Source organism: Ruegeria sp. AF1 (assembly GCF_056542125.1).
The window spans coordinates 705,578-718,141 of sequence record NZ_JBQFZG010000001.1 but is presented as its reverse complement, the minus strand read 5'-3'; the positions used below and the strand labels follow the sequence as shown (position 1 = coordinate 718,141).

15 protein-coding genes are annotated in these 12,564 nt (G+C 63.5%); all 15 read left to right on the top strand.

The window, feature by feature from the left end:
* Positions 1-178 precede the first annotated feature (178 nt).
* The 15 genes from ACR0BK_RS03535 (at position 179) to ACR0BK_RS03465 (ending at position 12,556) form a co-directional block, all read left to right on the top strand.
* Positions 179-1,342, top strand: a complete 1,164-nt coding sequence (locus ACR0BK_RS03535; RefSeq protein WP_480553781.1) for a phage portal protein — start codon at positions 179-181, stop codon at positions 1,340-1,342.
* Positions 1,335-1,553, top strand: coding sequence for a GTA head formation protein, RCAP_rcc01685 family (locus ACR0BK_RS03530; RefSeq protein ID WP_267365006.1), 219 nt, complete (start codon positions 1,335-1,337; stop codon positions 1,551-1,553). Before ACR0BK_RS03535 ends, ACR0BK_RS03530 begins: the two co-directional genes overlap by 8 nt.
* Before the next feature lie 14 nt (positions 1,554-1,567).
* Complete coding sequence (locus ACR0BK_RS03525; RefSeq protein WP_480553780.1) at positions 1,568-2,125, top strand: HK97 family phage prohead protease; 558 nt, start codon at positions 1,568-1,570, stop codon at positions 2,123-2,125.
* A gap of 35 nt (positions 2,126-2,160) precedes the next feature.
* Positions 2,161-3,339 (top strand): phage major capsid protein, encoded by a 1,179-nt coding sequence (locus tag ACR0BK_RS03520; protein WP_480492976.1) that lies wholly within the window; start codon positions 2,161-2,163, stop codon positions 3,337-3,339.
* 171 nt (positions 3,340-3,510) lie between these two features.
* Positions 3,511-4,110, top strand: coding sequence for a head-tail connector protein (locus ACR0BK_RS03515; RefSeq protein ID WP_480553779.1), 600 nt, complete (start codon positions 3,511-3,513; stop codon positions 4,108-4,110).
* A complete protein-coding gene (locus ACR0BK_RS03510) occupies positions 4,107-4,445 on the top strand; it encodes a phage head closure protein (protein ID WP_480485293.1) in 339 nt (112 codons plus the stop codon). The genes ACR0BK_RS03515 and ACR0BK_RS03510 overlap by 4 nt, the downstream gene beginning before the upstream one ends.
* Entirely contained in the window at positions 4,442-4,855 is a 414-nt protein-coding gene (locus ACR0BK_RS03505) for a DUF3168 domain-containing protein (RefSeq protein WP_480553778.1), read from the top strand. The genes ACR0BK_RS03510 and ACR0BK_RS03505 overlap by 4 nt, the downstream gene beginning before the upstream one ends.
* A 20-nt stretch (positions 4,856-4,875) precedes the next feature.
* Complete coding sequence (locus tag ACR0BK_RS03500) at positions 4,876-5,289, top strand: phage major tail protein, TP901-1 family (RefSeq protein WP_267364994.1); 414 nt, start codon at positions 4,876-4,878, stop codon at positions 5,287-5,289.
* 4 nt (positions 5,290-5,293) lie between these two features.
* Positions 5,294-5,614, top strand: a complete 321-nt coding sequence (locus ACR0BK_RS03495) for a gene transfer agent family protein (RefSeq protein WP_480473372.1) — start codon at positions 5,294-5,296, stop codon at positions 5,612-5,614.
* Entirely contained in the window at positions 5,611-5,820 is a 210-nt protein-coding gene (locus ACR0BK_RS03490) for a rcc01693 family protein (protein ID WP_480553777.1), read from the top strand. Before ACR0BK_RS03495 ends, ACR0BK_RS03490 begins: the two co-directional genes overlap by 4 nt.
* Positions 5,807-6,469 (top strand): phage tail tape measure protein, encoded by a 663-nt coding sequence (locus ACR0BK_RS03485; RefSeq protein WP_480480413.1) that lies wholly within the window; start codon positions 5,807-5,809, stop codon positions 6,467-6,469. Before ACR0BK_RS03490 ends, ACR0BK_RS03485 begins: the two co-directional genes overlap by 14 nt.
* Positions 6,470-6,484: 15 nt before the next feature.
* The gene (locus ACR0BK_RS03480) at positions 6,485-7,117 is read left to right on the top strand and encodes a DUF2460 domain-containing protein (RefSeq protein ID WP_267364987.1); all 633 of its coding nucleotides are present in this window, start codon (positions 6,485-6,487) and stop codon (positions 7,115-7,117) included.
* A complete protein-coding gene (locus ACR0BK_RS03475) occupies positions 7,117-8,004 on the top strand; it encodes a DUF2163 domain-containing protein (RefSeq protein ID WP_480553776.1) in 888 nt (295 codons plus the stop codon). Before ACR0BK_RS03480 ends, ACR0BK_RS03475 begins: the two co-directional genes overlap by 1 nt.
* Positions 8,001-8,447: a C40 family peptidase gene (locus ACR0BK_RS03470; RefSeq protein WP_480485302.1), complete on the top strand. Its 447-nt coding sequence runs from the start codon at positions 8,001-8,003 to the stop codon at positions 8,445-8,447. The genes ACR0BK_RS03475 and ACR0BK_RS03470 overlap by 4 nt, the downstream gene beginning before the upstream one ends.
* The gene (locus ACR0BK_RS03465) at positions 8,447-12,556 is read left to right on the top strand and encodes a baseplate multidomain protein megatron (protein ID WP_480553775.1); all 4,110 of its coding nucleotides are present in this window, start codon (positions 8,447-8,449) and stop codon (positions 12,554-12,556) included. Before ACR0BK_RS03470 ends, ACR0BK_RS03465 begins: the two co-directional genes overlap by 1 nt.
* Positions 12,557-12,564: the final 8 nt, after the last annotated feature.

Genomic DNA, 12,564 nt, shown 5'->3' with positions numbered 1-12,564 from the left:
CGTGTAGCTGCAACTTCGTTCATCGCAAATACTGTTATTAAGCGGCGGTTCCGGTGCAATCGGTTAAAGAGCTAAGCCGTTGCGCACCCCCCGTACGCCCCATTCCCAAGCCCTAAACTTCTTTCCGTCATAACTCCTTTCAACAAGCCGGGCAGAGCGGCGGCAGAAAGGAGCACAGATGGTATTCGATTTCTTGCGTCGTGGATCGGCTGGGAGCGCGCCCGAGGCGAAGGCGAGCGCGACCGGGCCTGTGGTGGCATGGCAGACCGGCGGGCGCGTGGCGTGGAGCCCGCGGGACACGGTGTCGCTGACACGGACGGGGTTTTCGGGCAATCCGGTGGGGTTTCGGTCGGTCAAGCTGATTGCTGAATCGGCGGCGGCTCTGCCCTTGGTTTTGCAGGGTCAGGGGCAGCGTTTCGATGCGCATCCGATTCTGGCCCTGTTGCGACGCCCGAATGCGGCGCAGGGGCGGGCAGAGATGCTGGAGGCCCTGTTCGGGCAGCTGCTGCTGTCGGGCAATGCTTATGTCGAGGCGGTGCAGGCCGAGGACGGGCTGCCGGTTGAACTGCATGTTCTGCGCTCGGACCGGATGAGCGTGGTGCCGGGGGCGGATGGGTGGCCCAAGGCCTATGATTACAGTGTCGGTGGCAAGACGCACCGGTTCGCGGCCGAGGCCATCTGCCATATCAAGACGTTCCACCCGCAGGATGATCATTATGGGTTCTCGCCGATGCAGGCGGCGGCGACGGCGATTGATGTGCATAACAGCGCCTCGCGGTGGTCGAAATCGCTGCTGGACAATGCCGCGCGGCCCTCGGGGGCGCTGGTGTGGAAGGGCGGTGATGGGCACGGAATGATGGCCGAGGAGCAGTTCCGCCGCCTGTCCGACGAGATCGAGCAGAACTATCGCGGGGCGCGCAATGCGGGTCGGCCGATGGTTCTGGAGGGGGGGCTGGACTGGAAGCCGATGGGCTTTTCCCCCTCGGACATGGAGTTTCAGAAGACCAAGGAAGCCGCCGCCCGCGAGATCGCGCTGGCCTTTGGGGTCCCGCCGATGCTGCTGGGGATACAGGGCGACGCGACCTATTCGAACTATCAGGAGGCCAACCGGGCGTTTTACCGCCTGACAGTGCTGCCCCTGGTGACGCGGGTGGCGGCGGCGGTGTCGGAGTGGCTGACGGGCTTTACCGGCGAGGATCTGATGCTGAAGCCGGATCTGGATCAGGTAACAGCCCTGTCTGCCGAGCGGGATGCGCAATGGGCGCGGGTCAACCGGGCGGAATTCCTGAGCGATGTGGAAAAACGCAGGTTGCTGGGGCTGCCGGAGCGTGCAGATGGCTGAGGGGTATCCTCCGTTCGAATGCGCGCCGGGGTTGCGTCTGGCCGCGCATGAGCGGGTGGCCGAGATCCAGCACGCGCATCTGTGCAGGCGGCTGGATCAGATCGAAGAGATGATGGAGCGGCTGGAGAAACGGCTGTGGCTGACGGTCTATGGTGTGGCCGCAGTGATCCTGGCGCAGGCGTTTCAGTCATTCCTGGTGGTAACGCCATAAGTTCAGTGGGTTACATGGAGAAGTTCATGGATTTGGAGCATAAGTTCGCAGGGTTCGGTGACATCCTGTCGGTGACCGAGGATGCGATGATCGAAGGCTATGCCAGCCTTTTCGGGCAAGTCGATCATGGCAGTGACATGGTGCAGCGCGGGGCCTATCGCGCCTCGCTAGAGGGGCTCGCCAAGGCGGGTCAGCGGGTCAAGATGCTGTGGCAGCACGACCCGGCGCAACCCATAGGCGTCTGGGACGAGGTACGCGAGGACGACAAGGGCCTGTGGGTCAAGGGACGTCTGCTGGAAAGCACCCAGAAAGGCCGCGAAGCGGCCGGGCTGATCCGCGCGGGTGCGATGGATGGCCTGTCGATCGGCTATCGCACCAAACGGGCCGTGAAGAATGACAAGGGCCAGCGGGTCCTGACGGAACTGGAGCTTTGGGAGGTGTCGCTGGTGACCTTCCCGATGCTGCCCAGTGCGCGGGTGGCGGCAAAGGGGAGCGACCCCGATGCCGAGAATACCTGGCGCAGTATTGCCGAGGTGTTCAACGACGCCCGGCAGGAGCTGGCGCGGACCTAGCGCGCCTCAAACCCACCCAAAAACAGGACATGCTGATGAGCAAGACCGAGATCCCGGCCTTGACCGGAGAGGGTGCGCCCCTGGTTCAGGAGGTGAAGCAGGCGATGGCTGGCTTCGTGAATGAATTCAAGGGCCTGAAGGCTGAAGTTAAAACAAAACTGCAACAGACAGAAGAGCGACTGACCATGCTGGATCGTAAATCAACCATCGCGGCGCGCCCGCATCTTGCGGCCTCGACCCTGGACGGTGCACCGCACCAGAAGGCGTTCGACGCCTATGTACGCTCGGGCGAGGATGACGGGCTGCGCGGGCTGGAGATGGAGAGCAAATCGCTGTCCACCGCCGTCAACAGCGATGGCGGGTATCTGGTCGATCCGCAGACCGCCGAGACGATCAAGTCGGTTCTGAACGCAACCGCGTCGATCCGCTCGATTGCGTCGGTGGTGAATGTCGAGGCGAATTCGTTCGATGTGCTGATCGACCATACCGATGTCGGTGCCGGCTGGGCCGATGAGAATTCGTCCACTTCCGAAACCGGAACCCCGTCGATCGACCGCATCTCGATCCCACTGCACGAGTTGAGCGCGCTGCCCAAAGCCTCGCAACGTTTGCTGGATGACAGCGCGTTCGATGTCGAGGGCTGGCTGGCCGGTCGGATTGCCGACAAGTTCGCCCGTGCCGAGGCGGCGGCCTTTATCGCGGGTGACGGTGTGGACAAACCCAAAGGTCTGATGATCCACCGCGCGGTATCCGATGACACCTGGTCCTGGGGCAGCCTGGGGTATGTTGCCACCGGCATCGATGGCGGTATCGACGCGGATGCGATTGTCGATGTGGTTTATGCGCTGGGCGCGCAATACCGGGTCAATGGCACATTCGTCATGAACTCGAAAACGGCGGGTGTGATCCGCAAGCTGAAGGACAGCGATGGCCGCTTCCTGTGGTCGGACGGTCTGGCCGCTGGTGAGCCCGCGCGCCTGATGGGCTATCCGGTACTGATTGCCGAGGACATGCCGGATGCGGCCTCGGACAGCTTCTCGATTGCGTTTGGCGACTTTAAATCCGGTTACACCATCGCTGAACGCCCCGATCTGCGCGTGCTGCGCGATCCGTTCAGCGCCAAGCCGCATGTCCTGTTCTACGCGACCAAGCGCGTGGGCGGTGATGTGAGCGACTTTGCAGCCATCAAGCTGGTGAAATTCGGCATCGCCTAGGCGGTGGCGAATCCGGGGGGCCATCAGCCCCTCGGGCGGCGGGCACGGGCCGGGGTGAGATCCCCCGCGTTGTCTAGCTGCTCCCCTCCGTCCGAGCAACGTGGGGCGGCGCGTGCCCGTCATTTTCCTGACTGAGGCCCCCGGTGGGGTCCGAGATTGCGGAGTGAATGGATGATGTTGATCGAAGAAACCGCCATCGCGGATGCGGCGCTGCCGGTGGATCAGTTCAAGGCGCATCTGCGGCTGGGCAGGGGCTTTGCCGAAGATGACGTTCAGAACGAGGTGCTGAAGGGGTTCCTGTGGGCGGCCATGGCCGCGATTGAGGCGCGCACCGGCAAGGTTCTGATCGAGCGCGACTTTTCATGGAGCCTGAGCGGTTGGCGCGATCCGTCGGGCGAGGTTTTGCCGGTTGCTCCGGTGACATCGGTGCTGGCCGTGACGCTGACCGATGCGGCAGGTTCTGAAACCGTTGCGGATGCGGCGGTGTATCGGCTGGAACGCGATGGCCAGCGCCCGCGGTTGCGTCCGGTCGGGTCGGTCCTGCCTGCGATTGCAACGGGGGGCGCGGTGAAGATCGCCTTCACGGCCGGGATGGCCACGGGCTGGGTCGGTTTGCCTGCCGATCTGGGCCAGGCGGTTCTGCTGCTGGCGGCGCATTATTACGAATACCGGGACGAGACCGCGCTGGGCGCGGGGTGCATGCCGTTTGGTGTCACCAGCCTGATCCAGCGCTATCGGATGGTGCGCTTTGGTGCGGGGGTGGTGCAATGAACACCCCGCGTCTGAACCGCAAGCTGGTGCTTGAGGCCCCGATGCGCAGCGCTGACGGGTCCGGGGGATATACCGAGGCTTGGGCAGCGCTGGGAACGCTGTGGGCCGAGGTCACGGCGCGCAGTGGTGCGGAACGGCAGATCGCTGGCGTTTCCGTCTCGCGCGTGGGGTATCGCATCGTGGTGCGGGGCGCCCCCGAAGGGTCGACCATGCGCCCGGCGCCGGATCAGCGGTTTCGCGAGGGCAATCGCCGTTTCGTCATCCGCGCCGTGGCAGAGCGTGACGCGCGCGGCCAGTACCTGACCTGTTTCGCGGATGAAGAGGTGGCGGCATGAGCTATGGCGTATCAGCCGCCCTGCAGGCGGCGGTGTTTCAGCACCTGACCGCGGATGCGGATGTCAGCGGCCAGTCCGGCGGCGCGATCTATGACGCGGTGCCCACGGGAACGGTTCCGCAGACCTATGTGACATTGGGCCCGGAAGAGGTCCGCGACGCCTCGGACCGGTCGGGCGCGGGTGCGATCCACCGCTTTACGGTTTCGGTGGTGTCCGAAGCCGCCGGGTTTGGCGCGGCAAAGGCGTTGGCCGGGGCGGTGTGTGACGCGCTGGACAATGCGCCGCTGGTTCTGAGCCGCGGGCATCTGGTCGGGCTGTGGTTCGAGCGCGCCTCGGCCCGGCGAACCGGGACCGGCGGCAGCATCCGCCAGATCGACCTGAGATTCCGCGCCCGCGTGGAAGACGACTAAGCAATCAACGGAGAGAGCACATGGCTGCCCAGAACGGAAAAGACCTTTTGGTCAAAGTGGATATGAACGGCACGGGCCTGTTCCAGACCATTGCGGGCCTGCGGGCCACGCGGATCAGTTTCAACGCCGAAAGCGTGGACGTCACCAGTCTGGAAAGTCAGGGGGGTTGGCGCGAGCTGTTGTCGGGGGCGGGGGTCAAATCGGCCTCGATCTCGGGTTCGGGCGTGTTCAAGGATGCTGGTACGGACGAACGTGCGCGGCAGCTGTTCTTTGACGGCGAGACCCCGGCGTTTCAGGTGATCATCCCCGATTTCGGCATTGTCGAGGGGGCTTTTCAGGTGACGGGCATCGAGTATGCGGGCTCACACAACGGTGAGGCGACCTATGAGATGAGCATGGCAAGCGCCGGTGCGCTGAGCTTTACGGCGCTGTAATCGCATGGCCAATCCGTGGACGGGCGAGGTGGCACTGACCATCGATGGAGAGCGGCGGGTGCTCAAGCTGACGCTGGGCGCTTTGGCGGAACTGGAGCAGGAGCTGAACACCGGATCCCTGGTCGAGCTGGTGCAGCGGTTTGAGGGTGGCGCGTATTCCAGCGGTGACGTGCTGGCGCTGATCGTTGCCGGATTGCGGGGCGGAGGCCGGAATGCCACCCGCGCCGACCTGTTTCATGCCGAGATCGAGGGCGGCCCGATGGCTGCGGCCAAAGCGGCGGCCGAACTGCTGGCCCGTGCCTTCATGGTGCCGGAAACGACATGAGCGGGTTCGACTGGCCCGCCCTGATGCGGGCCGGGTTTCTGGGGCTGCGGCTGACGCCGGAGCAGTTCTGGCGTCTGACCCCGGCGGAACTGCGGCTGATGCTGGGGCAGGGCGCCGTGATGCCCGCGATGAACCGGGCAGGCCTTGACGCGCTGCTGGCCGCCTTCCCGGACAAGCAACAAGGAGAGCGTGATGACGGATCGTGACGGGTTTGACGACTTGCAGGAACGGGGTGCAGCGCTGGGCGATGCCCTGGGTGATGCTGCGACGATGGCCGCGGCGTTTGACAGCCAGATGAAGCGGATCAGCGCCGCGTTCGAGGAAACCGGCAAGGATGTCGCCACGCTGGAGCGGGGCATGTCCAGCGGTTTGCGCAAGGCCTTTGATGGTGTGGTTCTGGACGGGATGAGCCTGTCAGGCGCGCTGGATGTGCTGAAGAACTCGCTGATCCAAACGGCTTATGCAGCAGCGATCAAGCCGGTGACGGATCATTTTGGCGGATTGCTGGCAAACTCGGTCGGCGGGTTGGTGCAGGGTCTTCTGCCCTTTGCCGATGGCGGCAGTTTCAGCCAGGGCCGGGTGATGCCGTTTGCCAATGGCGGCGTGGTCAGCAGCCCGACGATGTTTCCAATGCGGGGCGGCACCGGGCTGATGGGCGAGGCCGGCCCTGAGGCGATCATGCCGCTGGCGCGCGGCGCGGACGGCAAGCTGGGCGTGCGCACGCAGGGCGGCGGGCGTTCGGTGAATGTGGTGATGAACATCACGACCCCGGATGTGCAGGGGTTCCGCCGCTCGCAGGGGCAGATTGCAGCACAGATGAGCCGTGCGTTGGGGCGCGGCAATCGCAACAGGTAAATCAAGGAGCAGGTGATGACTTTCCACGAGGTGAGATTTCCCGCCAGCCTGAGCTTTGGCTCGGTCGGGGGGCCCGAGCGACGCACGGATATCGTGACGCTGGCCAACGGGTTCGAAGAACGCAACACGCCCTGGGCCCATTCCCGGCGCAGGTATGATGCGGGGCTGGGGATGCGCTCGCTGGACGATATCGAGACGCTGATTTCGTTCTTCGAGGCGCGGCAGGGCCAGATGTATGGGTTTCGCTGGAAGGACTGGTCGGATTTCAAATCCGGCAAGGCCACGCTGGATGTCGATGTCGGAGATCAGGTTATCGCACGCGGCGACGGTGTGCGGACTGAGTTTCAGCTGATCAAGACCTATAGCTCGGGCGGGGTCAGCTATGCCCGCCCCATCGTCAAGCCGGTGCTGGGGACGGTGCGTCTGGGGCTGGATCAGGATGAGATCCGGGAGGGTGTGGAATTCGAGGTCGATCTGGCAACCGGCCGGATCACCTTTGCCGACCCGCCACCGGAAGAGGTGGATATCACCGCCGGGTTCGAATTCGATGTACCAGTACGGTTTGACACCGACAAGATCCATACCAGCGTCGCCAGTTTTCAGGCCGGAGAGGCGCCGAACGTTCCCGTGGTCGAGGTGCGTGTCTGATGGCTGTGGATGAACAGGGCCTGCACGCGCATCTGCAAAGCGGAATGACCACTGTGTGCCGGTGTTGGGCGATCAGACGCCGGGATGGTCAGGAATACGGGTTCACCGATCATGATCTGGAACTTGGCTTTGACGGATTGACGTTCAGGGCCAGCACCGGATTGACGGCGGCGGCCATCGAACAGGCCACCGGCCTGTCCATTGACAACACCGAAGCCATGGGCGCGCTGTCGGATGCGGCCATTCGCGAAGAGGATATCGAGGCGGGGCGGTTCGACGGGGCCGAGGTGCGCGCGTGGCTGGTCAACTGGGCCGACCCGGATCAGCGTATCCTTCAGTTCCGGGGCTCAATCGGGGAATTGCGGCGCGCAGGCGGCGCGTTTCACGCCGAGCTGCGTGGCCTGACCGATTTGCTGAACCGCCTGTTGGGGCGCGTGTATCAGAAACCCTGTACCGCCGTATTGGGGGATCGGACTTGTCGGTTCGACATGGATACGCCCGGCTATTGGATCGAGGGCGCCGTCACCGGTTTCGATGGCGGAACCGTTCTGCTTGTGGCAGGCGGGGGAACCATCGATGACGGGTGGTTCGAGCGCGGCAGGGTCGACGTAGTGTCGGGAGCGGCGAAGGGGCTTTGGTCTTCAATCAAGCATGACGGGCAGGTAGCGGAAGGGCGGCAGATCACGCTCTGGTCCGGTTTCGGGGAAAGCCTGGTGCCGGGTGACATGGTCAGGCTGCGGGCGGGGTGCGACAAACGCATGGAGACCTGCCGCCTGAAGTTCAACAACCTGCTGAACTTTCAGGGCTTTCCAGATCTTCCGGGCGAAGACTGGGTGATGGCCGTTCCCAAACAGAGCAAAGCCAACAGCGGAGGAAGCCTGAGGTGACGATACACAGGCAGGATATTGTCGCAGAAGCGCGCAGCTGGTTGGGGACGCCTTATGTGCATCAGGCCTCGACCAAGGGGGCGGGCACGGATTGTCTGGGCCTGCTGCGCGGCGTCTGGCGCGCCGTGATCGGGCAGGAGCCCGAGGCGGTTCCGGTCTACAGTCTGGACTGGTCCGAACCGCAGGGCGAGGAACGCATGTGGGCGGCGGCGCGGCGGCATCTGGTCGAAAAACCGGCCGCCGATTTCGCGGTCGCAGATGTGCTGCTGTTCCGGATGCGCGATGGCAGCGTGGCCAAACATCTTGGCATCGTCAGCGTCGCAGGCTCTGAGCCGAGGTTCATTCACGCCTATTCCGGTCATGGCGTCGTCGAGAACGCGCTGAGCGGGCCATGGCGTCGCAGGGTTGTTTCCTGTTTCGAATTCCCGTTGGAGGTGCTCTGATGGCTACTATTCTTCTTTCCGCAGCCGGGGCGGCGCTGGGCGGGTCAATCGGTGGCACCGTTGCGGGCCTGTCCACCGCGATCATAGGCCGGGCCATTGGCGCAACGGTCGGGCGGGTCATCGATCAGAGGTTCTTCAGCCAGTCCGTTATGGGCAGTGGCAGCGAAGTCGTCGAAACAGGCCGCATGGACCGGTTCAGGCTGACGGAAACCGGCGAGGGCGCGCCGGTGACCACTGTCTTTGGGCGTATGCGCGTTGGCGGTCAGGTCATCTGGGCGTCGGACTTTCTTGAGACCGAGACCCGGGAAACGCAGGGCGGCGGAGGCGGGGGTAAAGGCAAACCCAAGGCCCCCGAAGTGACCACCGTCAGCTACAGCTATTCGATTTCGCTGGCCATTGCCGTTGGTGCGGGCGAGATTGCCGATGTCGGGCGCATCTGGGCAGACGGGGAAGAACAGGACCGATCCGGGCTGAACATGCGCATCTATCACGGCACGCAGGATCAGTTGCCCGATCCCCTGATCGAAGCAATCGAAGGGGCGGGCACGGTACCAGCTTATCGCGGTACAGCCTATGTGGTGATCGAGGATTTCCAGCTTGCGAGTTTTGGCAACCGGGTGCCGCAGTTCTCGTTCGAGGTGGTGCGCCCCGCGCAGCGCGACATGCCTGATTACCCAAGCTCCTTGCCGCAAATCGTGCGCGGGGTGGCGATGATACCGGGCACGGGCGAGTATGCGCTGGCCCGTTCGCAGGTGAATTATACGCAATCCGGGACAAGCTGGGCGGCCAATGCGCATTCTGCGTCCGGTGTATCGGATCTTGTGAGCTCGACCCGTGCGCTGGAGACCGAGCTGCCAAATTGCGATGCGGCCTCGTTGGTGGTTTCGTGGTTCGGTGACGATCTGAGATGCGGAACATGCACGATCCGGCCCAAGGTCGAACAGAGCGACACGGACAGCCGCAACATGCCCTGGATCGTGTCGGATCAGGTCCGCAGCACGGCGGGCCAGGTCGCGCGGCAGGATGGTCGCCCGGTCTATGGCGGAACACCCGCAGACCCGGCAGTGGTCGAGGCGATCCGTCACTTCAACCAGTCGGGTAAGCGGGTCATGTTCTACCCGTTCATCCTGATGGAGCAATTGCCGGGAAACGGGCTGCCTGATCCCTGGTCGGAGGCCGCAAGCCAGCCCCATCTGCCTTGGCGGGGACGGATCACGCTGGATGTGGCACCGGGGCGCGCGGGGTCTGCTGATCAGACCGCTGCGGCGGACGCGCAGGTGGCCGCGTTCTTTGGGACAGCAAGTGCTGCGGATTTTACGATCAACGAAGGCTTTGACGACCCGGTGGACTCGGGCGGTGGCGGCGGCGGCAGTGGCTCGGGCCCGGTGCTTGGCGGGCGGCCGGATGATCGCGGGCCTGGCGATCTGCAATGGGTAAACGGTGGTGGCACGTTTGGCGGCTTGCTTGGCAATGGTCCGGTTCCGGCCACGAAAATCGTCAAATATTCTGGTCCGCAGGAATGGGGCCTGCGCCGGTTCATTCTGCACTATGCCATGTTGTGCAAGGCGGCTGGTGGAGTGTCGTCCTTCTGTATCTCGTCCGAGATGCGTGGCCTGACCCAGATCCGCGGAGCCTCGGGCTTTCCCGCTGTTGCGCAACTGCGTGCGCTGGCGGCAGAGGTGCGCCAGATTCTGGGCCCGGACACCAAGATCGGCTATGCGGCGGATTGGAGCGAGTATTTCGGATACCAGCCCGACGGAAGCGGAGACAGGTATTTTCACCTCGACCCGTTATGGGCGGATGACAACATCGATTTCATTGGCATCGACAATTACATGCCGTTGTCTGACTGGCGTGATGGCGAAAGTCACGTAGACGCCGAGGAAGGTGCGCCGTCGGTCTACGACCTTGGGTATCTGCGCGGCAATATCGAGGGGGGCGAGGGGTATGACTGGTATTATGCCTCGCCGGAAGAGGCCGAGGCACAGATCAGAACGCCCATCGAAGATCAGGAGCATGATGAGCCATGGGTCTGGCGGTACAAGGACCTGCGCGGCTGGTGGTCAAATCTGCACCACGAGCGGATCGGTGGCGTTCGTCAACCCAATCCGACCGACTGGGTGCCCGGATCAAAGCCGATCTGGTTTACCGAGTTGGGATGTGCGGCAATCGACAAGGGCACGAACCAGCCGAACAAGTTTCTGGACCCGAAATCGTCTGAGTCGCTGCTGCCTGCATATTCAAACGGTCTGCGCGACGATTTTATTCAGGTCCAGTACCTTGCAGCGACCCTTGGATATTGGAGCGACCCGGACGTCAACCCGGTGTCGCAAGTCTACGGCGGGCCAATGCTGGATTTGGCGAATGCCTATGTCTGGGCGTGGGATACCCGCCCGTTTCCGACCTTTCCCAATCTGCGAAGCCAATGGGATGATGGGGCGAACTATGACCGGGGGCATTGGCTGAACGGCCGGTCCGGCTCGCGGACGCTGGCCTCGGTCGTGACTGAGATATGCCACGCGGCAGGGGTGACGGATATCGATGTTTCCGGGCTTTATGGCGTGGTTCGGGGATATGTCATCGAAGATGTGACAAATGCGCGGTCGGCTTTGCAGCCGCTGATGCTGCGCTATGGGTTCGACGCGATCGAACGGAACGGCATCTTGCGCTTTCAGATGCGCGATGGCTATGGCGCGATTGCCCTGAATCCCGATCATCTGGCGATCAGCGGTGATCTGGATGGCACGGTTGAGCACCGGCGAGAAGCCGAGGCCGAGATGACGGGCCGCGTGCGCCTGCGTTTTGTCCAGTCGGATGCGGATCACGATCTGGTTGCGGAAGAGGCGGTTCTGCCCGAGGACAGCACGCATTCGGTCTCGGTCAATGAGATGCCGTTGTCCATGACACGCACCGAAGGCCGGCAAACGGCTGAGCGCTGGTTGAGCGAGGCCCGTGTTTCCCGCGATACGGTGCGGTTTGCCTTGCCGCCATCGCTGCTGCATCTGGGCGCAGGTGATTTGGTGCGGTTGTCAGAAACCGAAAACAGCCCCCTTTACCGGATTGACCGTCTGGAATCGGCCGATCTGCAACTGGTCGAAGCGGTCCGGGTTGAACAAGGTGTGTACAAGGCATCGCACCTGCGCGACGACCCGGCGGTTGTCAGGCCCTATGCCGCGCCCGTTCCAGTGTTGCCGGTATTTCTGGACCTGCCGATGATCACCGGGGCAGAGATCCCGCATGCACCTTATCTTGCGGTGACCGCTGATCCCTGGCCGGGGGCCGCGACGGTTTATTCCTCCTCAACCGATGAGGGGTACAGCCTGAGTGATGTGATCCCCGGTCAGGCCATTGTGGGCGTGACCGAAACGCCGCTGAGGCGCGCCAGCATCGGCGTCTGGGACGAAGGCCTGGCGGTGAAGGTGCGACTGTTGGCCGGTCAGCTGGAATCGCGCCCGCGCAGCGCGGTTCTGAACGGTGTCAATCTGGCGGCCATCGGCGACGGAACACCCGGCAACTGGGAGGTGTTCCAGTTCTCGGATGCCACGCTTGACTCCCCCGGCGTTTACGCGTTGTCCGGGCGGTTGAGGGGCCAGTTGGGGTCGGATGCCCTGATGCCGGATGTCTGGCCGGACGGGTCCCTTTTCGTGTTGCTGAACGATAAGGTGCAGCAGATCAACCTGTTGCGCAACGAGCGGGGGCTGGCCAAACACTATCGCATCGGCCCGGCGACCCGTGGTTACGACGATCCGGCTTACCAGCACCTGATCGCCTCATTCGATGGCAATGGTTTGCGCCCGTTTTCCCCGGTTCACCTCCGGGTGCGATCCGACGCAACCGGCGATCACCTGACCTGGGTGCGGCGCACCCGGTTGGATGGGGATGACTGGTCAGGGCTGGAGGTTCCACTGGGCGAGGAAAGCGAATCCTATCTCGTGCGTGTCTTTGCGGGGGGAACCCTTGTTCGTGAAGAGATGACATCCCTTCAGGGCTGGTCCTATTCGGCAGCGATGAAGGCGGCAGATGGTCTGACCGGGTCATATGAGGTCGGGATTGCGCAGGTGTCGGCCATTTACGGCCCCGGTGCGATGGCGCGTCTGGTTGTCGGATAAGCGGCCTG